Here is a 21798-nt window from a genome sequence, read left to right as displayed (position 1 = left end):
CCCCGGCAGCTTTTTCCGACGCGGGCATCGCAAAAGTCAAGATCGTCAGACCAAATAAAAGAATTTGCGATCACGGTTCAGTACACTATACTTCGTGCCGTTAATCAGTTTTTGCACAAGATGTAGTGTTTGTCAGGCGGCGCCCCGCTCTATGAGCATGGCGCCGTCGGCATTACCGGCACTGAAAAATCTGATGCGGCGCAACCAGTTACGACAACCGGTGCGCTGGCAAATTCGAAGAAAAGGCACAGCCAAGTGATCGCGACACACACAACGTTGAAGTACGTCCCGACGGATCTGTCGCATCCGGCCTCTCTGTTTCAAGGTTCCCGCTGTTCCTCTTCTTCACCCTCATCGCATGCGTCCGGGGTGGCGCAGCGTTTGTACTAATCCGCGGTAACTCCGCACTATTCCAAGACCAGGAGCTTTGCACATGCAAACCACCGACAACGTGACGACCCGGTTCGAAGGCGCACCCGCTGGCCGCCCCGAAGCGCTCGCACAGGGCGCCGCAGCGCTCGCGCCGCAGACGAACTACGCCGACTACAAGGTGATCCGTCGCAATGGCAGCGTGGTGTCGTTCGAGCCGTCGAAAATCGCCATCGCTGTGACGAAGGCATTTCTGGCCGTCAACGGTGGTCAGGGCGCAGCGTCGGCACGCGTTCGCGAACTGGTCGAGCAACTCACGCAGAACGTCGTGCGCGCACTGGTGCGCAGCCGTCCGAACGGCGGCACGTTCCATATCGAAGACATTCAGGATCAGGTCGAACTCGCGCTGATGCGCACGGGCGAGCACAACGTCGCGCGTGCTTACGTGCTGTACCGCGAGAAGCGCAGCCAGGAGCGCGGCCATGAGGCGGAAGTGCCCGCAGGCGCGTCTGGTCTGAACGTGACCGACAACGGCATCACGCGTCCGCTCGATATGGCAGCGCTGCGCGGCATCATCGAATCCGCCTGCGCGAATCTGGGCGACGCAGTGAGCGCCGAGCCGATCGTCACGGAAACGATCAAGAACCTGTACGACGGCGTACCGATGACCCAGGTCTACGACTCGGCCATTCTCGCTGCGCGCACGATGATCGAAAAGGACCCGGCGTACAGCCAGGTCACGGCTCGCATCCTGCTGCACACGATCCGCCGCGAGATCCTCGAAGACGAAGTCACGCAAGCCGAAATGGGCGAGCGTTACGCTGAATACTTCCCGCTCTTCATCAAGCGCGGTGTGAACGCCGAACTGCTCGACGAAAAGCTGCTGCAGTTCGACCTGAAGCGTCTGGGCGCCGCGCTCGACGCAAACCGCGACCTGCAGTTCGGCTACCTCGGTCTGCAAACGCTGTATGACCGCTACTTCCTGCATAGCGACGGCGTGCGCATCGAAATGCCGCAGGCATTCTTTATGCGTGTCGCGATGGGGCTGTCGCTGAACGAGATCGACCGCGAAGCACGCGCGATCGAGTTCTACAACGTGCTGTCGTCGTTCGACTTCATGTCGTCGACGCCGACGTTGTTCAACTCGGGCACGCGCCGCTCGCAACTGTCGTCGTGCTACCTGACGACGGTCGACGACGACCTCGACGGCATCTACGAAGCGCTGAAGGAAAACGCGCTGCTGTCGAAGTTCGCCGGCGGTCTGGGCAACGACTGGACGCGTGTGCGTGCGCTCGGCTCGCACATCAAGGGCACCAACGGCAAGTCCCAAGGCGTCGTGCCGTTCCTGAAGGTCGTCAACGACACGGCTGTCGCCGTGAACCAGGGCGGCAAGCGCAAGGGCGCGGTATGCGCGTACCTGGAATCGTGGCACCTCGACATCGAAGAATTCCTCGAGCTGCGCAAGAACACGGGTGACGACCGTCGCCGCACGCACGACATGAACACGGCGAACTGGATTCCCGACCTGTTCATGAAGCGCGTTCACGAAGGCGGCGACTGGACGCTGTTCTCGCCGTCCACCTGCCCGGACCTGCACGACCTGTTCGGCGCGGACTTCGAGAAGGCCTACACGGCTTACGAAGAGAAAGCGGCGCGCGGCGAGATCAAGCTGTTCAAGAAGATCCCGGCGGCGCAACTGTGGCGCAAGATGCTCGGCATGCTGTTCGAAACGGGCCACCCGTGGATCACGTTCAAGGATCCGTGCAATGTGCGCTCGCCGCAGCAGCACGTCGGCGTCGTCCACTCGTCGAACCTGTGCACGGAAATCACGCTGAACACGAGCGACACCGAAATCGCCGTCTGCAACCTCGGCTCGGTGAACCTCGTCGCGCACCTGAAGGAACAGGCCGACGGCACGGTGGTGCTCGACCACGACAAGCTGAAGCGCACGATCAGCGTCGCGATGCGCATGCTCGACAACGTGATCGACATCAACTACTACGCGGTCGCGAAGGCGCGTAACTCGAACCTGAAGCACCGCCCGGTCGGGATGGGCATCATGGGCTTCCAGGATTGTCTGCACGTGCTGCGCACGCCGTACGCATCGCAGGAAGCCGTCGAGTTCGCCGACCGTTCGATGGAAGCCGTCTGCTACTACGCATACTGGGCGTCGACGGAACTGGCGGAAGAGCGCGGCCGTTACGCGACCTACCGCGGTTCGCTGTGGGATCGCGGCATCCTCCCGCAGGACACGCTGAAGCTGCTCGAGGAAGCGCGCGGCGGCTACATCGAAGTGGATTCGAGCGAATCGATGGACTGGGCGTCGCTGCGCTCGCGCATCTCGACGCACGGCATGCGCAACTCGAACTGCGTCGCGATCGCGCCGACGGCGACGATCTCGAACATCATCGGCGTGTCTGCATGTATCGAGCCGACGTTCCAGAACCTGTATGTGAAGTCGAACCTGTCGGGCGAATTCACGGTGGTGAACGACTACCTCGTGCGTGACCTGAAGGCGCGCGGCCTGTGGGACGAAGTGATGGTCGCCGACCTGAAGTACTTCGACGGCTCGCTGTCGCGCATCGACCGCGTGCCGGGCGACCTGCGCGCGATCTACGCGACCGCGTTTGAAGTCGATGCAACGTGGCTGGTCGAAGCGGCGTCGCGCCGTCAGAAGTGGATCGACCAGGCGCAGTCGCTGAACATCTACATGGCAGGCGCGTCAGGTAAGAAGCTCGACGAGGTCTACAAGCTCGCATGGCTGCGCGGTCTGAAGACGACGTACTACCTGCGTACGATGGCGGCGACGCACGTCGAGAAGTCGACGGTCGCGCACGGCGCGCTGAACGCAGTGCCGTCGAGCGATGGCGGCGCGGGTGGTGCGGGTGGCGCAGCGGGTGGCTTCGGTGTCGGCGGCGGTGTGGGTTCGTCGGGTGTGACGGGTGGCTTCCAGGCATCGGCTGCGGCTGCAGTCGAAGCCGCGCCCGAAGCGGATGGTCCCGTGTGCATGATGCGTCCGGGCGATCCTGGCTTCGAAGAGTGCGAAGCCTGCCAGTAAGCGCGACGCTTCATATAGTAGTGAGTCAGCCGCCGGCGCTCGCCGGCGGTACGTAGCAGACAGGTAACAAGCAAGCAGCAGATCAGCAACAGGCGATGAGTGGAGTCAGCCGAACGCGCCGCTCATCGCGACACGAAGCCAGCGTGGCGCTCGTTGCAGTCGGAAGAGAAGCACGCGACGCAGCGAGGAACATCACGTGCTACACCTCATCGACACGTGCGAGAAAACCCTGAACGGCGCTCGCATGACGAAGTCGTAGAACGAGCGGCGAGATGCCGATGCATCACGCACCCGACACGCTTCGCACGACACGCGCAACGCAAGCGAAGCAGCAACGTTTCGAGTTCGGAACAACGCAGAAGCAACGCATACGCATCACTGAAGCAACGCGCTTTCGATCGTGCATCGTGCTTCATCGACACACGTTTCGATCGAATCGCAACGAGTGACCTTCACACACGGATGAACAAAGTGTTGTATGTAGGTCGCAACGCGATTCGAAAACAGGATTTTTCATGAGCGGGCCCTTTTAACGCTCGTGAAAAGATGGTACAAACCGATCTAAATTGATGGTGACATTTATGCTCAACTGGGATGACGAGATCACTGCCGTAACTCCCTCGAGTGCTTCGCAACAAAACGTGTTGCGCAACGCTGCGGGAACGGCCGTCGGTTCGCAAGTCGAAACGCGTTCCGCTCATCAAGCTCCCTCGGCTCAAAACATCTTCGCGAACGACTTCGCAGTCGCTCCGCCGGCACAGATCAACTCGCCGGCAGTCGCTTCCGAAGCGCGCGTGAATGTCGCCGACAAACGCATCATCAACGGCCAGACTGACGTCAATCAGCTCGTGCCGTTCAAATACAAGTGGGCGTGGGAGAAGTACCTCTCCGGTTGCGCGAACCACTGGATGCCGCAAGAAATCAACATGTCGCGCGACATCGCTCTGTGGAAAGACCCGAACGGTCTGACTGAAGACGAGCGCCGCGTCGTCAAGCGCAACCTCGGCTTCTTCGTGACGGCCGACTCGCTCGCCGCGAACAACATCGTCCTCGGCACGTACCGCCACATCACGGCGCCCGAATGCCGCCAGTTCCTGCTGCGCCAGGCGTTCGAAGAGGCGATCCACACGCACGCATACCAGTACATCGTCGAGTCGCTCGGTCTCGACGAGGGCGAAATCTTCAACGCGTATCACGAAGTCGAGTCGATTCGCGCCAAAGACGAATTCCTGATTCCGTTCATCCACACGCTGACCGACCCGGCCTTCAAGACGGGTACGCTCGAGGCAGACCAGAAACTGCTCAAGTCGCTGATCGTGTTCGCGTGCGTGATGGAAGGGCTGTTCTTCTACGTCGGCTTTACGCAAATCCTGGCGCTCGGCCGCCAGAACAAGATGACGGGCGCGGCGGAACAGTACCAATACATCCTGCGTGACGAGTCGATGCACTGCAACTTCGGCATCGACCTGATCAACCAGATCAAACTCGAAAACCCGCATCTCTGGACGGCTGAGTTCCGCGCGGAGATCCGCGAAATCTTCAAGCACGCGGTCGACCTCGAATATCGCTATGCAGAAGACACGATGCCGCGCGGGGTGCTCGGCCTCAATGCGTCGATGTTCAAGAGCTATCTGCGCTTCATCTGCAACCGCCGTTGCCAGCAGATCGGTCTCGATCCGCTGTTCCCGAACGAGGAAAACCCGTTCCCGTGGATGAGCGAGATGATCGACCTGAAGAAGGAACGCAACTTCTTCGAGACGCGGGTTATCGAATATCAGACCGGTGGCGCGCTGTCTTGGGAATAACCCAACGCGTCGCATATGTATTTGATGGGGTTGCCGCTGGCTGTGCCGCGGCAAGTTTGGTGAGGAGCATGACCGCCTGATGCAGAGCGTGCCCGGTGCGCCGTGGATTACCACGGCCTATAAAGATCACAGGCACTTTGCGAACCCTTCAGTGGGATGGGCAAACTTCCCCCCGGAAAAAGCCGTTCGCCATAAAGCGAGCGGCTCGATCAAACGATTCGCGGCGTCGAGATTCGACGCCGACTGGACTTGGCGCGCTGTGCCCGATGGCACGGCGCGCCTTACCGTATTCATTAGCGTAAGCGCGCTGGAGCTGCGTACGCCGATGAATAGCCCGCTTCGCAGTGGCCGCCGTGAGAAGCGTCCGCGGGAAGCGGGTTTTGACGAAGGGTGTAGTTTGAACTGACTCTCATCTGAAAACCTGAAGGAGAAAATGATGGCACTCGCCAAGAAGAAACCGGCAGCCAAGAAGGCTGCAGCGAAGAAGGTCGTTGCGAAGAAGGCTGCTCCGGCGAAGAAGGCAGCGGTGAAGAAGGTTGCCGTGAAGAAGGTCGCTGCGAAGAAAGTCGCCGTGAAGAAGGTTGCTGCGAAGAAGGCAGCACCGGCGAAGAAGGCAGCTGCGAAGAAGGTCGCAACGAAGAAGGTTGCAGCGAAGAAAGTCGCCGTGAAGAAGGTTGCTGCGAAGAAGGCAGCGCCGGCGAAGAAGGCTGCCGCGAAGAAGGTTGCAGCGAAGAAAGTCGCCGTGAAGAAGGTTGCTGCGAAGAAGGCAGCGCCGGCGAAGAAGGCTGCCGCGAAGAAGGCCGCTGCGAAGAAGGCGCCTGCGAAAAAGGCTGCCGCCAAAAAGGCTGCGCCTGCGAAGAAGGCTGCCGCGAAGAAGGCCGCTGAGCCTGCGAAGAAGGCTGCCCCTGCGAAGAAGGCTGTTGCGAAGAAGGCAGCACCTGCTCCGGCTGCGCCCGCTGCTTCGACGGCGCCGGCTGCTACGGTGAAGACGGCTCTGAACCCGGCTGCAGCATGGCCGTTCCCGACGGGCAGCCGTCCGTAAGAGCAAATGATGTAAAGGACGCATCCAGCATGCGTCTGTTGATCGAGGAAAGTTTGCTCGATCGTTCTGAATCCCGTCGCCGGGGAACTGGTGGCGGGATTTTTTTGTTTTTATCTGGCCGATGGGGGGGATCGCTGTCGCGTTTGCTGGCATCCGCCAGACGGGGGGCTTTGCGGTGGCATCCGGGTTTTGCGTTTGTGCTGGCGTCAGCGTTATGCCTTCGTGCTTCATGCGTTGCCCCTGTGCGTTTGCCTTTGCGCTGGCATCCGCGTTTTGCCTTGGTGCTTCACGCTTTGCCCCTGTGCGTTTGCCTTTGCGCTGGCATCCGCGTTTTTCCTCCGTGCTTCAAGCGTCGCCCCTGTGCGGGGCGGCACCTACTTTTCTTTGCCGCCGCAAAGAAAAGTAGGCAAAAGAAAGCGGCTCACACCGTTAGTTCTTGTTCCTGCCTGAGGGCCCCCAGACGGTCCCACGCTTCACACGGCAACGCACCTGTTCGCGTGCGTTGCCAACGCCTCCAACAAATGCCTCACCCGCTTCAGACGCCCGCATAACTGCTAGCGGCAGCGAATGGTTTCTGCCGCCCAGGTGGCAAACTGTGTGTAGGCTTTCGCGCCCTACGCGCATCACTCCAGACTGGGAATCAAGGTTGGTGTTTCTGGTAAGAGCACTAACCTGTGCGGTGCGACAACCTACACACAGTTTGCCACCTGGGCGGCGGAGGAATATCTGGCGCGGCGTGCTGCAACGCGGGCGCGCGAAGCGGGTCAGGCGTACAGAGAGCGCGTTGGCAACGCACGCGAACAGGCGCGTTGCCGTGTGAAGCGTGGGACCGTCTGGGGGCCCTCAGGCAGGAACAAGAACTAACGGTGTGAGCCGCTTTCTTTTGCCTACTTTTCTTTGCGGCGGCAAAGAAAAGTAGGTGCCGCCCCGCACAGGGGCGACGCTTGAAGCACGAAGGCAAATCGCGGATGCCAGCGCAAGAGCAAAAACCACGGGTGCTACCGCAAAGGCAAAAAAACCAAAACCACCGCCTCGCGGATACGAGCAAACCACAAACCCCGATCAACAGACAAATCAAGCGCAACCAGGGAGGGGGCCCGCCGCCCCAGAAGGCAAAAAAAAACGCATGCACAGGGGAGCACATGCGTGTGAGGTTGCCGTCACAGCGCTTCCACGCCGCCGGCAGGGAAAACAGAAAAGCTCAATGCGTAACGCGAGTCACACCACCACTCGACAACAGTCGAACCCTCTCGCCAGCGCGAAAAATCTCGCCCGTCGCGCTTTGCGTAATGGCGCGCATATCGCCATTATCGAGCCGCACGGTAATCTCGACGCCATCTCGCATCGCCGTGCTGTTCTCGATCGTATTACCCGCGACAGCGCCCGCCAGGCCGCCAACAATACCCGTTAGAATCGACCCACGACCACCGCCGATCGCGCTGCCGGCGACCGCGCCGAGCGCACCGCCACCAATCGCCCCAATGCCGCTAGGCTGGCCATTGTTCGAGCTGATCTTGACCGCGCGCACGCTGTCGACAACGCCCATGCGCACCGTCTCTTCGCGCTGCGCCTGGGATGACGTGTAGACATCAGCGGAACTGCTGTTGTACGCACAGCCCGTCATGGCGAGCGAACTCGCGATCACCGCGCCCAGTACCAGGCGACTCAACGTACGACTCGTTGTTTTCATTCCCTTGACTCCAAACGGGCTCGTTTCGAGCCCCTCAAACCCGAGCGGTCAGGCGCGGCGCATGCGCAGCAAGCACTACCCGATTGCGTCAGGCGCCCTGCGGCAGTTCGTAACCGAATGCCTGCTTGAACCGTTCGTTGATCTCCGCGCGCGAAGGCGCATAATTCTGCGGCCCTTGATGTTCGATCTTGAGCGCGCCCATCAGGCTCGCGAGACGGCCGGTGGTCGCCCAGCCCAGACCCTTCTCGATGCCGTACAGCAGGCCACCCCGGAACGCATCGCCGCAACCCGTGGGGTCCAGCACCTGCTTTGCCTTGACAGCCGGAATCTCTTCGATGCCCCCAGCATGGTGAATCTGCGCCCCGTGTTCGCCGCGCGTCACGATCAGCGCATCGACGTAGCTAGCAATCTCTTCGATCGACCAGCCCGTCTTGTTGCTCACCAGCGCAGCTTCGTAATCATTGACTGCGACGTAGGTGGCAAGTTCAATCATGCGGCGCAGCGACGCGCCGTCGAAGAGGGGCAGCCCTTGGCCCGGATCGAAGATGAACGGAGTGCCCGCCGCCGCGAACTGTTCGGAGTGCTGGATCATGCCGTCAAAGCCGTCCGGCGCGACGATGCCGAGCTTTACGCCAGGCTGGTCCGCGCGGTTCAGATGCGATTGCATCATCGCGCCCGGGTGGAATGCCGTGATCTGATTGTTCTCGAGATCGGTCGTGATCATCGCCTGCGCCGAATACGTGTCGGGCAGCACGCGCACGTGCTCTTTCGACAGGCCGAGCGCGTCGAGACGGTCGATGTACACCTGAGCATCGACGGCGCCGAGCGTCGCCATGATGCGCGCATCGCCGCCGAGCAGATGCAGCGAGTAGGCGATATTTCCCGCGCAGCCGCCAAATTCGCGGCGCATCGTCGGCACGAGGAAGCTGACGTTCAGGATGTGGACCTGCTCCGGCAGGATGTGCTCCCGAAAGCGCCCTTCGAAGGTCATGATGTTGTCGTAGGCGAGCGAGCCGCAAATCAGCGTAGCCAAGGCGAGCGTTCCTATAAGTGTCGGTCGGAAGGAAAAAGGGTGCGGCGACGTGACAGCGCCGCGCCCGGAGTGAAACGGGCGCGGCGCTGTGTCGACGCAAATATAAAGCTTACTTCAGCGCGGCGAGCGCTGCGTCGTAGTTCGGCTCGTTCTTGATTTCGCTGACGAGCTCAGCGTGCACGACCTTGTCGTTTTCGTCGACGACGACCACGGCGCGCGCCGTCAGGCCCGTCAGCGGACCGCTCGTCACGTCGACGCCGTACGCCTGCGCGAACTCATGGCCGCGGAAGGTCGATGCCGTCACGACGTTTTCGATGCCTTCCGTCGTGCAGAAGCGCGAAGCCGCGAACGGCAGATCGCCCGACACGACGATCACAGCCGTGTTGCTCAGCTTCGCGGCGGCTTCGTTGAACTTGCGCGTGGAGGTTGCGCAGGTCGGCGTGTCGAGGCTCGGGACGATGTTCAGCACCTTGCGCTTGCCCGCGAAGTCGGCGAGCGTCAGCGGCTTCAGATCCTTGCCGACCAGCGAGAAGGCAGGCGCTGCCTGGCCCACGGACGGGAACGTGCCAGCGACTTCGATCGGGTTGCCACCCAGCGTGACTTGACTCATGTTGTGCTCCGAAGATTCGTCAGGGATTGACGGGATGCGCGCCCGGTTCGTGCCGGGCGCGCGGAAAACCTGCGCGCGCCGCAGAGCTGTCCGTTACGGATAGAAGATCTGCACGCGGAAATTCGAGGCGACGGCATCGCCGGTGTCGAGGCGCACGATCATCGTCTGCGTCGTGCGGGCGGGCAGGCCCGCCGCGATCGGCGTGCCGGGTTTCACATAGTCTTGCGGCCACAGCACACGCCGCACGGCGATGTTGTTGTTCTCGTCGAGCAGCGTCAGTTCGACGGCGGGATACGCGAGCGCGAGATCGAAGCGGTTGCGCAGCGGCATCTTCAGTTCGAGCCTGTGCGGACCGTCGACCTGCCGCAGGTCCGACGGCTCGACCAGCAAACCGTCGATATCGCGCGGCGGCTCGACCTTGCAGCCGAGATGCGAGCAGGCCTTCGCGAACATCGGTTGCGCATCGGGCCACGCGACCATCACCGTTTCGCGCTGCCACCAGGCGAGTTGCACGAGCAGCAGGAAGCCAAGCAGGCCTGCCGCGACGCCGCCCAGAATATGCCACACGAAGCGGCTCGACTCGGGCTGGCGCGGTTCGCGGGTGACGGCGAATGCATCGTTGTCGCTGTCGGGTGTGGCGGCGAAGGGGGCGTTATACGGCTCGCGCGCGGCTGCGCCGAAGCGCGGCTCGAGATCGGGTTCGGCCGACGGCGCGCCGAAGTGGGGTTCGCGCTCGCGGTTTTGTGCCGCATGTTCGGCATGTCCAGCGTGCTCGGCGGACGGGACGACGGTGCCGTCCTCGTCCTCGAACACGGGCTTGGCGTGCTCGTCCCGACGCGATTCGCGCAACGCGTCGTCAAACGATTCGTGCAGCGGCGCTTCCGGTTCGCGCTTCGTTTCGTTCGCGGTCTGATCTTGGCGTGGCTCTAAGGGCTCGCGGAGAGACTCGGGTTCGCGCCACGCGTGCGGCGGCTCGTGGATTGCAGGCTCGGCTTCGTGTGCGGGCGTTGCTCCGAAGGTCGGTTCCGCTTTCTGGTGCGCTTGCAGCTCCGCTGGTTGTTCGAACTTCGGCTCCGCTTGCGCTTCGACAGCGGGCTCGACGTTTGCCGCAGCTTGCGCGGCGGCGGGCGCTTCCGGTATCGTTTCGACGGGCGCTTCGCTGTGCGGCTCGGGTGCGACCGGTTCGCGCGCGATCGCCTTATCGAGGTGCATCGGTTGCGATTCGGTGAGTTCGAGCGTCAGCGGCGGCTGCGCGGAACGCGGAATCGTGACCGGGTTGAACGGGATAGTCGACGCGTTGTGGCGGATGCGCCGGTCGATCGATGCATCGGGTGCGGGCGCCCACGGGTTCCATGCCTCGGCGCGGAAGTCGGGCTTATCCGCCGATGACGCGGGTTGAGTCTCGCCGGCAGGGAACGACGGTTCGACACGCGCCGTGTCGGCTTCAGCTTCGGCGGACGGCGCTGCTACGGGCGAAGCCTGGACGGGAGCCTCGTGTCGAGCCTCGACATCGACGTCCGGCTGCGCGACTTGCGCAGCGGCGTGCTCAGCGTGTTGTTCGGCGGACGCCAATTCCGCGTGGGCATTGCCACTGCCGATATGCGGCTCAGCCACACGCGCATCGAACGATTCTGCAGGCCGCGGCGTGACCGCTTCTTCCGTGTGCGTCACAACGGGCGTCGCGACGGGGGCGGGCGGTACATCGACAGCAGGCTTCGTTTCCGGCGCCGGCGCGTTTCCGCCATTCGCGAGCTTTTCGAGCGTATGCGCCGTCACGTCGTCGATCGTGACGTGCTTCGCCTTGTCGACGCTCACGCCGCCGCTCACGTCGAACAGGCTGCTCGATGCATCGAACACTTCTTTGCAGTGGCCACAACGCACGAGTCCGCGGCGCAGCGTGAGCTGCTCCGGCTGGAGCCTGAAAACGGTTTCGCAGAAGGGACAGCGTGTCGCTAGAAGCATATCGAGCCGAAAGACCGGTTAGCCCTTAAGGGGCCGGAAGCAAACAAATATGCGTTATTCTAATTGCTTTCGCGTCGCGTACCCGCAAGGCATACCCAGCCTTCGTGTTCGCGCCACACTGCAATGTCGATCCACTGCTGATAGACACGTGCAACTTCATCCGCCTGTCGCGCGAGAATGCCCGACAGCGCAATGCGTCCACCCGGCTTCACCCTCGACGACAGCATCGACGCCATCAGCTTCAGCGGGTTCGACAGAATATTCGCGACGACGATATCGAACTCGCCCGCGGGGCAATCATCGGGCAGACCATACGTGACTTCGGCGCGATTGCGCTCGCTATTGTGGCGCGCGGATTCGACCGCTTGCGGATCGATGTCGATGCCGATCACGGGGTTCGCGCCGCACTTCTTCGCGAGTATCGCAAGGATGCCCGAACCACAACCGTAGTCGAGCACCGATTGATCCTGCTTCACGTTTTGCTCGAGCCATTCCATGCACAGACGCGTGGTCGGATGGCTGCCCGTGCCGAACGCGAGGCCCGGATCGAGTTCGAGCACGAGCGCATCAGGATCTGGCGCGGCGTGCCACGACGGCACGACCCAGATGCGCTCGCCAATCGGAATCGGATCGAACTGGGATTGCGTGAGGCGCACCCAGTCCTGTTCTTCGACTTCGCGCACGCTGAACGACGGCGCATCGGCGAGGCCGAGTTCATTCGCAGCGGCCGCAAGCAGCACGGCCGGTTCATGTTCCGGCGCCAGCAACGCGATCACGCGCGAATGCGTCCACGCGGTGCGATCCGGCGTGAGACCGGGCTCGCCGAACAGCGGCTGCTCGTCGGGCGTGTCGGCATCCGCGTCTTCGACGGACACCGACAGCGCGCCCAGTTCGAGCAACGCATCCGACAACGCTTCCGCGTGCTCGCGCGCGAGTTCGACGACCAGTTCCCGGTAGCTCATTGCTTACGCTTCTTCCGGTGCGGCTTGCAGCTTTGCCGCCAGCCGGTTTTCGAGGTAATGGATGCTCGTGCCGCCCTCGACGAACTTCGCGTCGAGCATCAGCTCGCGATGCAGCGGAATGTTGGTCTGAATGCCTTCGACCACCATTTCCGACAGCGCGATACGCATCCGCTTGATCGCCTGTTCGCGCGTCGCGCCGTAAGCGATCAGCTTGCCGATCATCGAATCATAGTTCGGCGGCACGAAATAGCCGTTGTACGCGTGCGAATCGACGCGAATACCGGGGCCGCCCGGCATATGCCACGACGTAAGACGACCCGGCGACGGCGTGAACTTGAACGGATCTTCCGCGTTGATACGGCATTCGATCGCATGTCCGCGGAACTGGATGTCGCGCTGGCGGATCGCAAGCTTTTCGCCCGCCGCGATGCGGATCTGTTCCTGAACGATGTCGATGCCCGTGATCAGTTCGGTGACGGGGTGCTCGACCTGCACGCGCGTGTTCATTTCGATGAAGTAGAACTCGCCGTTTTCGTACAGGAACTCGAACGTGCCCGCGCCGAGATAGCCCATCTTCTTGCACGCGTCCGCGCAGCGGTCGCCGATGCGCTCGATCAGACGGCGCGCGATGCCCGGTGCCGGCGCCTCTTCGATAACCTTCTGATGGCGGCGCTGCATCGAGCAGTCGCGTTCGCCCAGCCACAGTGCGTTCTTGAACGAGTCGGCCAGGATCTGGATTTCGATGTGCCGCGGGTTCTCCAGGTATTTCTCCATGTAGACCTGCGGATTGCCGAACGCGCGGCCCGCTTCTTCGCGCGTCATATTAACGGCATTCACGAGCGCCGCTTCCGTGTGCACGACGCGCATGCCGCGGCCACCGCCGCCGCCTGCCGCCTTGATGATCACCGGATAGCCGACCGCGCGCGCAATCTTCACGATCTCCTTCGGATCTTCCGGCAACGCGCCTTCGGAGCCGGGCACGCAGGGCACGCCCGTCTTGATCATTGTCTGCTTCGCGGTGACCTTGTCGCCCATCATGCGGATCGTGTCGGGGCGCGGGCCGATGAACACGAAGCCCGATTGCTCGACGCGCTCCGCGAAGTCGGCGTTTTCCGACAGGAAGCCGTAGCCGGGGTGAATCGCTTCGGCGTCCGTGACTTCCGCCGCGCTGATCAGTGCGGGCATGTTCAGGTACGAGAGGTTCGACGGTGCCGGTCCGATGCAGACCGCCTCGTCGGCGAGCTTCACATACTTGGCTTCCTTGTCGGCTTCGGAATAGACGACGACCGTCTTGACGCCGAGTTCGCGGCACGCGCGCTGGATACGGAGCGCGATTTCACCACGATTGGCAATGAGGATTTTTTCAAACATAGCGGATATTCGACTCATCAATGGGCGCCGCGGGCCGGTTCGGACGGGCGGCTGCCTCAGAGGATCGGTGGCGCGCCCGAAGAAGGAGGGCGCGCGGATGGCGAATGGCTACAGCGCGCCGCTTCAGCCGACCACGAAGAGCGGCTGGCCGTATTCGACTGCCTGGCCGTTCTCGACGAGGATTTCCTTGACGACGCCTGACTGATCCGATTCGATCTCGTTCAGGAGCTTCATTGCTTCGATGATGCAGATGGTCTGGCCTTCCTTGACCGTATCGCCGACCTGCACGAACGGATCGGCGCCCGGCGAAGGTGCGCGGTAGAACGTGCCGACCATCGGTGACGTCACGACATGGCCTTGCGGTGCCACGGCTGCGGGCGTCGCCGGCGCGCCGACGGCGGGTGCTTCACCGCCGTGAGCAGCGGGCGCCAGGCCCGGCGCGGCGTATTGCGGCGCGTAGTTGCCAGGCTGCTGGACGTAAACCGGCGGCGCGTTCTTGACGATGCGCACCTTGCCTTCGCCCTCGGTCACTTCGAGTTCGGAGATGCCGGACTCGGAGACGAGGTCGATCAGAGTCTTCAGTTTACGTAGATCCATGGGCTTTCCCCTTCAATGCGTGAAGCGCCGGCGGTTTGCCGCCAGCGCCGAATTCGTGTTTTGGGTTGTCAGTTGCGCGACGATCCGGCCGTCCCAGCGGCCAACCGGTCGAGCACATATTCGAGTGCGTACAGATAGCCCTTCCAGCCGAGGCCGCAAATCACGCCCTCTGCCTGGTCGGAGAAATACGAGTGATGCCTGAACGGTTCTCGACGATGCACGTTCGACAGATGAATCTCGACGAACGGGATGCCGACGCCCGCCAGTGCGTCCCGGATCGCCACGCTGGTATGCGTGTACGCAGCGGGATTGATCACGATGAAATCGGTCTTCTCGGTCCGAGCCGCCTGAATGCGATCGACGAGCGCGCCTTCGTGATTGCTCTGGAAGGTGGCCAGTTCGACGCCGGCGTCCGCTGCGCGGTCGGCCAGCGCCTGATCGATCTGCGGGAGCGTCACGCGGCCATAGACCTCGGGTTCCCGGGTGCCGAGAAGGTTGAGGTTGGGGCCGTGCAGAACCAGCAGTCGCGTCATGGTCGGTTCGTTTTCCGTGGAATTGGGCGCACTTTAGCGCTGATTAGAGAAATTTGTCTAGTTTCTCGAACGCGCGGCATGTCTCGTGGCCTTACCGGGATCGCAGCAACTCGCAGAACTTCTGACATCTTATTGTGAATATCGCCCAATCTGAGGCAAAAAGTTCTCAACTAAATGTCAAAAAGTTGTCGGAATCAGAGCGCGTCGAGCGTGCGTTTCAGCTCGTCCGGCTTGATCTGGCCGAGTTTTGTCGACCGTACGACGCCTTTTGCGTCAATTACGACCGTGTAAGGCAAACCACCCGCGTTGTTGCCGAAGGCGCGCGCGAGGTCTGCGCCGCCGAACCCGGCGACATAGATCGGATAGTTGACGGGCACTTTTTGCAGGAAGGCCTTGATGTTCTTGTCGGAATCGACGCCCAAGCCGACGAACTCGATGCCCTTCTTCGAGTATTCCTTGTGCAACGCCGACAGCGACGGCATTTCCTCGACGCACGGACCGCACCACGACGCCCAGAAGTTGATCACGACCGGGTGTCCCTTGAAACCGGCGAGTGACTGCGGCGCGCCGTCGGCATTGGTCACTTTCGCCGCCCATAGTTGATTGACGGCGTTGCTGCTGTCGGCCGGCGCCGCGTTCGCGACGCCCGCAAGGTCGTTATTGCCGAGCAGCCAGTGGCCCGCCACCGCGCCGCCCGCTGTCGCGACGACAGCCACCGCCGCGATTGCCAGAATCCGCTTCATATAGAGAGTGTGTCTGTTAAGGGTTCAGTTCGTGGAGCGCGCGGCGTCGCTTTCGTTGATCAGCGCCTGAACGGCGCGGACGTCGGCGCGCGCGGATCGTCCGCGTGCGTCAGCGCGGACTGCGCCGCGCAGGTCGTCGGTGCCATAGAGCGCGAGGTGAATGCCCACGGGCTCGGCATCGCGCCCTTCATTCGCCGGACGCCAGAGAAAGCTCAATGTTTCGACGTAGCCGCGACCCGCAAAGTGCCGCGTTTCGGAAACGTCGTACTGCATGTTCGCATTCAACAGATAAATGGCGACTTCTTTCGGGTCGTCACAGAAGGCCTGCAGATGAACATCGGAATGCTCACCCGCCGTCCCACCCAGCACCGCGCCCGTCAGATACGGATTGAAAGGCGCGAGCCGCTGCATCCAGTCCAGCGCGACTTCGCGCAGCCGGCGCAACACGGCCGGCTGGCTGTCGCCCTGGAACAGCGACTGATATTCGCGGATTTCTTCCTCGATCTGGTCGTTATCCGGCAGCCATTCACCGGCGACGCGCGTTTCCCCGACCACCTGCCGCGCAGCCTTGCGCTTCGCAGTCGAGTAGTCGAGCCCGTCCTCGGCGATCATCCGCGCAGCCGCGATGGCGATTTCCTCGCGCACGCGCAGCGGATCGAAATGTGATTTGCGAACCATTCGCCAATCATACTAGAGAAAGCCTGGCGGTCTTTTTACGCCGCCGTCGCGTCGGCGGGTCCTGAGCGGCTCTCCGGTGGCCGCGTGGCGTCGCCCGGAAAAGCACGCCCGATCAAGATCAGGCGGGCCTGTCGGTTACAATAGTCGTCCTTCGCGCGAGGGCTTTCCGGCCCCTGGCGCATGTCATCTTTCCACGCAAAACACGCCTTGCGGCGCGACAGCTTTATGCACATTCACATCCTCGGCATCTGCGGCACGTTCATGGGTGGTCTCGCGGTTCTCGCGCGCAACGCCGGTCACACGGTGACGGGCTGCGACGCCGGCGTCTACCCACCGATGAGCACGCAGCTCGAGGCGCAAGGCATCACGCTGATCGAAGGCTGGGGCGCCGAGCAGCTCGACCTGAAGCCGGACCTGTTCGTGGTCGGCAACGTCGTGACGCGCGGCAATCCGCTGATGGAAGAAATCCTCAATCGCGGCCTGCCGTACACGTCCGGCCCGCAATGGCTGGGCGAGCACGTGCTGAACGGCAAGTGGGTGCTGGCCGTGGCGGGGACGCACGGCAAGACCACGACGACCTCCATGCTGACGTGGCTGCTGGAAGACGCGGGCATGAACCCGGGCTTTCTGATCGGCGGCGTGCCGCTGAATTTTGGCGTGTCGGCGCGGCTGACGGATTCAAGCTTCTTCGTGATCGAAGCCGACGAGTACGACACGGCGTTCTTCGACAAGCGCTCGAAGTTCGTCCACTACCGGCCGCGCACCGCGGTCCTGAACAACCTCGAATTCGATCACGCGGACATCTTCGCTGATCTCGCCGCGATCGAAACGCAATTTCATCACCTCGTGCGCACTGTGCCGGGCATTGGCCGCGTCGTGTCGAACGGCCGCGAAGCTGCGCTGGACCGCGTGCTCACGCGCGGCTGCTGGAGCGAAGTGGAGCGCTTTGGCGTCGACGGCGGCTGGCAGGCTTTGCCCGCTGAAGACGGCGTCGCCATCGACGAGCGCTTTGCCGTCTATCACAACGGCGAGCGGGTCGGCGTGGTGGACTGGCAGGTGCAAGGCGAGCACAACCGCATGAACGCGATCGCCGCGATCGCCGCCGCGCGCCACATCGGCGTGCCGCCCGCGCAGGCCGCAAAGTCGCTTTCGACATTCCGCAACGTGAAGCGGCGGATGGAAGTGCGCGGCAGCGTCGACGGCGTGACGGTCTACGACGATTTCGCGCATCACCCGACAGCTATCCAGACAACGGTCGCCGGTCTGCGCACGCGAATCGGCCGCGGCGAAAACGGAAAGCGCGCGCGCATTCTCGCCGTGCTTGAACCGCGCTCGAACACGATGAAGCTCGGCGTGATGAAGGCGCAATTGCCCGCTAGCCTCGTCGACGCCGATCTCGTATTCGGCTACGGCGCGCCCGCGGGCAAAGACGCGCTCGGCTGGAATCTGGCCGAAGCGCTCGCGCCGATGGGCGACAAGGCGCAAGCCTTCAACGACATCGACACGCTCGTCAAATCCGTCGTGGCGGCCGCGCGGCCGGGCGATCAGGTGCTCGTGATGAGCAACGGCGGCTTTGGCGGCGTGCACCAGAAACTGCTCGACGCGCTGTCGGCGCGTCCCACGGCGCAGGCGCGGGGCGTCGCGTGATTCTCTATCTGCACGGGTTCCGCTCGTCGCCCAATTCGTTCAAGGCGCGCGTGATGGCCGAGCGTCTTGCGGTGCTTGGCCGCAGCGCCGAATGGTGCTGTCCGATGCTGCCCGTGTCGCCGCTGGAAACCGTGTCGCTCGTCGAAGAACGGGTCGCGGCGGCGAATCCGGAGCAGGTGACGGTGATCGGCAGCTCGCTGGGCGGCTACTTCGCGACGCATCTCGCCGAGAAACACGGCTGGCGCGCCGTACTGCTGAATCCCGCTGTGGTGCCGGAGCGCGATCTCAGCCACTATCTCGGCGAGCAGCCGCTGTGGCATGGCGGCGGCAGCATCATCGTCGAGCCGCGTCATCTTGATGAGTTGCGTGCGTTAGGCGTCGCGCGCATCACCCGCCCCGAACGCTATTATCTGTTTGCTGCCACCGGCGACGAAGTGCTCGATTACCGCGAAATGCTCGCGCACTATCCCGGCGTGCAGACCAGACTGATCGAAGGCAGCGACCACGCGATCAGCGAGTTTCCCGACTATGTCGACGACGTGCTCGCGTTTTGCGACGCAGCCGACGCCGACACTGAGCCGCCCGCACCACGCGAGGCGGCATGATCCGATGATCCGCACACGCCGCGCACGATGAAGCGCAAGGCACGCGCGTTGCGGACCACCACACAGAACACGACGCCGACGCGCGAAGCAACAGCACTGCGCGCCGGCCGACGCAAGCCAGAACGAGAGTATTGAGTGAACGTTTTCTTCGAGGAATCGGGTAGTTTCAAGGCCGGCAACGTGATGTCGCGTCAAGGCGACGCGTTTCAGGTCGAGCTGCCGGGCGGACGCCGCGCGAAAGTTCGCGCGAAAGACGTGCTGATGGAGTTCGAGAAGCCGTCGGCGGGCGAACTGATGGAACAGGCCGATGCCGCCGCACAGGACATCGATCTGGACTTTCTGTGGGAATGCGCGCCTGAAGACGAATTCCCGTTTGCCACGCTCGGCGCCGAATACTTTGGCGAGTCGTTCGGGCCCGTCGAGCGCGCCGCGCTGATTTTGCGCATGCACGGTTCGCCCATCTATTTCCGCCGCAAGGGGCGCGGCCAGTATCAGCGCGCGCCGGAAGAGCAACTGAAGATGGCGCTCGCGTCGCTGGAGCGCAAGCGTCAGCAGGCGCTCGTGCAGCAGGGCTACGAAGAGGAACTGAAGGCGGGCCGTCTGCCGGACGGCTTCCAGAGCAAGGCGCTCGGCCTCTTGACGAAGCCCGACAAGAACGCGATCGAATACAAGGCGCTCGAAGCGGCAGCGGCGGCGCGTGGTATTTCGATGGCGCGTCTGATGCTCGAATGCGGCGGCATTCCGTCGGCGCGCGCGCTGCACGAGGCGCGCTTCCTGTCGGAATTCTTCCCGCACGGCACGGGCTTTCCGCCTGTGACGATCGGCGCGCTGCCGGAAGATCTGCCGCAGGCTGAAATCGAAGCGTTCTCGATCGACGACGTGACCACGACGGAAATCGACGATGCGTTTTCCGTGGAGCATCTGTCCGACGGACGCGTGCGGATCGGCATTCACATCGCGGCGCCGGCGCTGGGCATCGAACGCGGCGATGCCGTCGATGCGGTCGCGCGCGGCCGTCTGTCGACCGTTTACATGCCGGGCGACAAGATCACGATGCTGCCCGATTCCGTCGTGGAAAAATTCACGCTGGCCGAAGGCGGTTTGCGCCCGGCGCTGTCGCTGTACAGCATCGTGAACCGCGAGACGCAGGAAATCGTCGTCAGCGAAACGCGTGCCGAACTGGTCTACGTGAAGAACAATCTGCGCCACAACACGCTCGACGAACTCGTCACGGAAGAGGCGCTCGCCAATGGCACGGGCGACTATCCGCACAAGGAAGACATCGCGGTGCTGTGGCCGTTTGCGCAGGCGCTGTTCGAGAAGCGCCAGCTCGCGCGCGCCGGTTTCGGCCTCAGGCGCGAAGTGCAGCGCAATACGGACTTCAATTTCTACGTCGAAGGCGAGCATGTGAGCATCACGCCGCGCCGCCGCGGTTCGCCGCTCGATACAATCGTCGCTGAACTGGCGATTCTCGCGAACTCGACGTGGGGCGCGTTCCTGCACGATCACGGCGTGCCCGGCATCTATCGCTCGCAGCGCGCGTTCGGCGCGCCGACAGGACCGAAGCGCACCCGGATGCAGACGACGGCCGCGCCGCACGAAGGTCTCGGCGTGTCGCAGTACGCATGGAGCACGTCGCCGCTGCGCCGCTACGTCGACCTCGTCAACCAGTGGCAACTGATCGCGTGCGTGCAGCACGGCGTGACGGCGAAGCTCGCGGCGCCGTTCAAGCCGAAGGACGCCGACCTGTTCGCCGTCGTGCAAGGTTTCGACGACACGTACACCGCGTACGCCGATCATCAGCGCCGCATGGAGTATTTCTGGTGTCTGCGCTGGCTCACGCAGGAAGGCAAGAAGCAGGTGGTCGCTTCCGTCGTGAAGGGCGATCTCGTGCGGCTCGAAGACGTGCCGCTGCTGCTGCACGTGCCGGGTCTCGGCGTGCATGCGCGCGGCACGCGGCTGATGCTCGAAGTGATGTCGGTGGATGAACTGACGGTCGAGGCATCGGTGCGGCCGTTGCACGTGCTCGACGCGCCGACCGTGACGAGCGGCACGGAAGAAGAGGAAGAGACCGAAGAAGAAATCATCGACGCCGCCGACGAATCCGCCGAAAGCGAAGCCGAAGCGCAAGCCGAAGCCGATACGGCCGCAGCGGAGGGCGAGCAGCCCGCCGACTCGAACGATCCAACGCAACACGCGACGGAGCAGGGCCAATGACGACCGACACGACGACCCAGCGCGACCGCTACGCGGTGATCGGCAATCCGATTGCGCATAGCAAGTCGCCGCTCATCCACGCGCGCTTTGCCGAGCAGACGGGCGAACCCGTCGAATATGGCCGCCTGCTCGCGCCCGTCGATCAGTTCGAGTCGCACGTGCGGGCCTTCATCGCCGAAGGCGGGCGCGGCATGAACGTCACCGTGCCGTTCAAGCTCGACGCGCATGCGTTCGCGACCACGCTGTCGCCGCGTGCGGCGGCGGCGGGCGCGGTGAACACGCTGCGCTTCGAGAAAGACGGCGGCGTTTACGGTGACAACACGGATGGCTTTGGCCTCGTGCGCGACATCGAAGTGAACTTGGGCGTGTCGTTGAAGAACGCGCGCGTGCTGCTGCTCGGCGCGGGCGGTGCGGCGCGCGGCGTCGTGCTGCCGATGCTCGAACGCAAGCCGCAATCGCTCACCATCGTGAACCGCACGGCATCGAAGGCGGAGGCGCTGGTTGCACAATTCGCCAGCGCGGCGAGCGACGCCGCATGCCGTCTGACGGGCGGCAGCGCGCAGACGATTGAAACGGGCGCCTATGACGTGATCGTCAACGCGACGGCAAGCAGCCTCGACGCGTCGCTGCCCGAGTGCGACGACGGCGCGTTCGGCGCGGGCACGCTCGCGTACGACATGATGTACGGCGCGCAGCCAACCGTCTTCATGCAGCACGCCAGCCAGCTCGGCGCGCGCGCGGCGGACGGCCTCGGCATGCTGGTCGAGCAGGCGGCGGAATCGTTCTTCGTGTGGCGCGGCGTGCGTCCCGACGGCGCGCCCGTGCTCGCCGCGCTGCGCGAGATGCTGCGCGCGCCGCAAAGCGCGTGAGCGGCTG

Annotated in this window: 18 protein-coding genes; 8 read left to right on the top strand and 10 right to left on the bottom strand. The window is 63.1% G+C overall.

The window, feature by feature from the left end; all coding sequences use genetic code 11:
- The first annotated feature begins 433 nt into the window (after positions 1–433).
- The 4 genes from C2L64_RS15725 to C2L64_RS15710 all read left to right on the top strand — a co-directional run bounded on the left by C2L64_RS15725 (position 434) and on the right by C2L64_RS15710 (position 6274).
- Positions 434–3427, top strand: coding sequence for a ribonucleoside-diphosphate reductase subunit alpha (locus tag C2L64_RS15725; RefSeq protein WP_079486961.1), 2994 nt, complete (start codon positions 434–436; stop codon positions 3425–3427).
- Between the two features lie 581 nt (positions 3428–4008).
- Positions 4009–5232: a ribonucleotide-diphosphate reductase subunit beta gene (locus tag C2L64_RS15720; RefSeq protein ID WP_009771050.1), complete on the top strand. Its 1224-nt coding sequence runs from the start codon at positions 4009–4011 to the stop codon at positions 5230–5232.
- 79 nt (positions 5233–5311) lie between these two features.
- Complete coding sequence (locus C2L64_RS15715; protein ID WP_007747201.1) at positions 5312–5638, top strand: hypothetical protein; 327 nt, start codon at positions 5312–5314, stop codon at positions 5636–5638.
- A gap of 30 nt (positions 5639–5668) precedes the next feature.
- The gene (locus C2L64_RS15710) at positions 5669–6274 is read left to right on the top strand and encodes a histone H1-like DNA-binding protein (RefSeq protein WP_079482209.1); all 606 of its coding nucleotides are present in this window, start codon (positions 5669–5671) and stop codon (positions 6272–6274) included.
- 1201 nt (positions 6275–7475) lie between these two features.
- Here the strand turns inward: C2L64_RS15710 and C2L64_RS15705 are convergent.
- The 10 genes from C2L64_RS15705 to C2L64_RS15660 all read right to left on the bottom strand — a co-directional run bounded on the left by C2L64_RS15705 (position 7476) and on the right by C2L64_RS15660 (position 16453).
- Positions 7476–7964, bottom strand: coding sequence for an outer membrane lipoprotein (locus tag C2L64_RS15705; RefSeq protein WP_007743651.1), 489 nt, complete (start codon positions 7962–7964; stop codon positions 7476–7478).
- Positions 7965–8052: 88 nt separating this feature from the next.
- Entirely contained in the window at positions 8053–8997 is a 945-nt protein-coding gene (locus tag C2L64_RS15700) for a carbohydrate kinase family protein (RefSeq protein WP_090835899.1), read from the bottom strand.
- A gap of 109 nt (positions 8998–9106) precedes the next feature.
- Entirely contained in the window at positions 9107–9607 is a 501-nt protein-coding gene (gene tpx / locus C2L64_RS15695) for a thiol peroxidase (RefSeq protein WP_007743647.1), read from the bottom strand.
- Between the two features lie 93 nt (positions 9608–9700).
- Positions 9701–11569: a DUF3426 domain-containing protein gene (locus C2L64_RS15690; protein WP_090835900.1), complete on the bottom strand. Its 1869-nt coding sequence runs from the start codon at positions 11567–11569 to the stop codon at positions 9701–9703.
- A 59-nt stretch (positions 11570–11628) separates the two neighbouring features.
- Complete coding sequence (prmA, locus tag C2L64_RS15685) at positions 11629–12531, bottom strand: 50S ribosomal protein L11 methyltransferase (RefSeq protein ID WP_007743644.1); 903 nt, start codon at positions 12529–12531, stop codon at positions 11629–11631.
- A 3-nt stretch (positions 12532–12534) separates the two neighbouring features.
- Positions 12535–13902: an acetyl-CoA carboxylase biotin carboxylase subunit gene (gene accC / locus C2L64_RS15680; protein WP_007743638.1), complete on the bottom strand. Its 1368-nt coding sequence runs from the start codon at positions 13900–13902 to the stop codon at positions 12535–12537.
- Between the two features lie 123 nt (positions 13903–14025).
- Complete coding sequence (gene accB, locus C2L64_RS15675; RefSeq protein ID WP_007743637.1) at positions 14026–14499, bottom strand: acetyl-CoA carboxylase biotin carboxyl carrier protein; 474 nt, start codon at positions 14497–14499, stop codon at positions 14026–14028.
- 68 nt (positions 14500–14567) lie between these two features.
- Positions 14568–15032 (bottom strand): type II 3-dehydroquinate dehydratase, encoded by a 465-nt coding sequence (gene aroQ / locus C2L64_RS15670; RefSeq protein WP_042307942.1) that lies wholly within the window; start codon positions 15030–15032, stop codon positions 14568–14570.
- 194 nt (positions 15033–15226) lie between these two features.
- Positions 15227–15775, bottom strand: coding sequence for a TlpA family protein disulfide reductase (locus tag C2L64_RS15665; protein ID WP_079486958.1), 549 nt, complete (start codon positions 15773–15775; stop codon positions 15227–15229).
- Between the two features lie 24 nt (positions 15776–15799).
- Positions 15800–16453, bottom strand: coding sequence for a hypothetical protein (locus C2L64_RS15660; protein WP_007743634.1), 654 nt, complete (start codon positions 16451–16453; stop codon positions 15800–15802).
- A 225-nt stretch (positions 16454–16678) separates the two neighbouring features.
- Here C2L64_RS15660 and mpl point away from each other — a divergent pair, with 225 nt between their 5' ends.
- The 4 genes from mpl (at position 16679) to aroE (ending at position 21791) form a co-directional block, all read left to right on the top strand.
- On the top strand, positions 16679–18100 hold the full coding sequence (gene mpl / locus C2L64_RS15655; protein ID WP_090835901.1) for a UDP-N-acetylmuramate:L-alanyl-gamma-D-glutamyl-meso-diaminopimelate ligase: 1422 nt from the start codon (positions 16679–16681) through the stop codon (positions 18098–18100).
- Positions 18097–18705, top strand: a complete 609-nt coding sequence (locus C2L64_RS15650) for a YqiA/YcfP family alpha/beta fold hydrolase (RefSeq protein ID WP_090835902.1) — start codon at positions 18097–18099, stop codon at positions 18703–18705. The genes mpl and C2L64_RS15650 overlap by 4 nt, the downstream gene beginning before the upstream one ends.
- A gap of 135 nt (positions 18706–18840) precedes the next feature.
- On the top strand, positions 18841–20922 hold the full coding sequence (locus tag C2L64_RS15645; protein WP_086918859.1) for a ribonuclease catalytic domain-containing protein: 2082 nt from the start codon (positions 18841–18843) through the stop codon (positions 20920–20922).
- Entirely contained in the window at positions 20919–21791 is an 873-nt protein-coding gene (gene aroE / locus C2L64_RS15640) for a shikimate dehydrogenase (protein WP_090835903.1), read from the top strand. The genes C2L64_RS15645 and aroE overlap by 4 nt, the downstream gene beginning before the upstream one ends.
- Positions 21792–21798 lie beyond the last annotated feature (7 nt).

The sequence above is a fragment of the Paraburkholderia hospita genome (assembly GCF_002902965.1).
GTDB lineage: Bacteria > Pseudomonadota > Gammaproteobacteria > Burkholderiales > Burkholderiaceae > Paraburkholderia > Paraburkholderia hospita.
This window is presented reverse-complemented; position numbering and strand designations above follow the sequence as displayed.

Bases quoted from the DNA above. Each gene is read 5' to 3' on its own strand.
- C2L64_RS15725 (WP_079486961.1), top strand. From the start codon at position 434: ATGCAAACCACCGACAACGTGACGACCCGGTTCGAAGGCGCACCCGCT.
- mpl (WP_090835901.1), top strand. From the start codon at position 16,679: ATGCACATTCACATCCTCGGCATCTGCGGCACGTTCATGGGTGGTCTC.
- C2L64_RS15705 (WP_007743651.1), bottom strand. From the start codon at position 7,964: ATGAAAACAACGAGTCGTACGTTGAGTCGCCTGGTACTGGGCGCGGTG.
- aroQ (WP_042307942.1), bottom strand. From the start codon at position 15,032: ATGACGCGACTGCTGGTTCTGCACGGCCCCAACCTCAACCTTCTCGGC.
- C2L64_RS15715 (WP_007747201.1), top strand. From the start codon at position 5,312: ATGCAGAGCGTGCCCGGTGCGCCGTGGATTACCACGGCCTATAAAGAT.
- C2L64_RS15720 (WP_009771050.1), top strand. From the start codon at position 4,009: ATGCTCAACTGGGATGACGAGATCACTGCCGTAACTCCCTCGAGTGCT.
- accB (WP_007743637.1), bottom strand. From the start codon at position 14,499: ATGGATCTACGTAAACTGAAGACTCTGATCGACCTCGTCTCCGAGTCC.
- C2L64_RS15710 (WP_079482209.1), top strand. From the start codon at position 5,669: ATGGCACTCGCCAAGAAGAAACCGGCAGCCAAGAAGGCTGCAGCGAAG.
- C2L64_RS15665 (WP_079486958.1), bottom strand. From the start codon at position 15,775: ATGAAGCGGATTCTGGCAATCGCGGCGGTGGCTGTCGTCGCGACAGCG.
- accC (WP_007743638.1), bottom strand. From the start codon at position 13,902: ATGTTTGAAAAAATCCTCATTGCCAATCGTGGTGAAATCGCGCTCCGT.
- tpx (WP_007743647.1), bottom strand. From the start codon at position 9,607: ATGAGTCAAGTCACGCTGGGTGGCAACCCGATCGAAGTCGCTGGCACG.
- C2L64_RS15660 (WP_007743634.1), bottom strand. From the start codon at position 16,453: ATGGTTCGCAAATCACATTTCGATCCGCTGCGCGTGCGCGAGGAAATC.
- aroE (WP_090835903.1), top strand. From the start codon at position 20,919: ATGACGACCGACACGACGACCCAGCGCGACCGCTACGCGGTGATCGGC.
- C2L64_RS15690 (WP_090835900.1), bottom strand. From the start codon at position 11,569: ATGCTTCTAGCGACACGCTGTCCCTTCTGCGAAACCGTTTTCAGGCTC.
- prmA (WP_007743644.1), bottom strand. From the start codon at position 12,531: ATGAGCTACCGGGAACTGGTCGTCGAACTCGCGCGCGAGCACGCGGAA.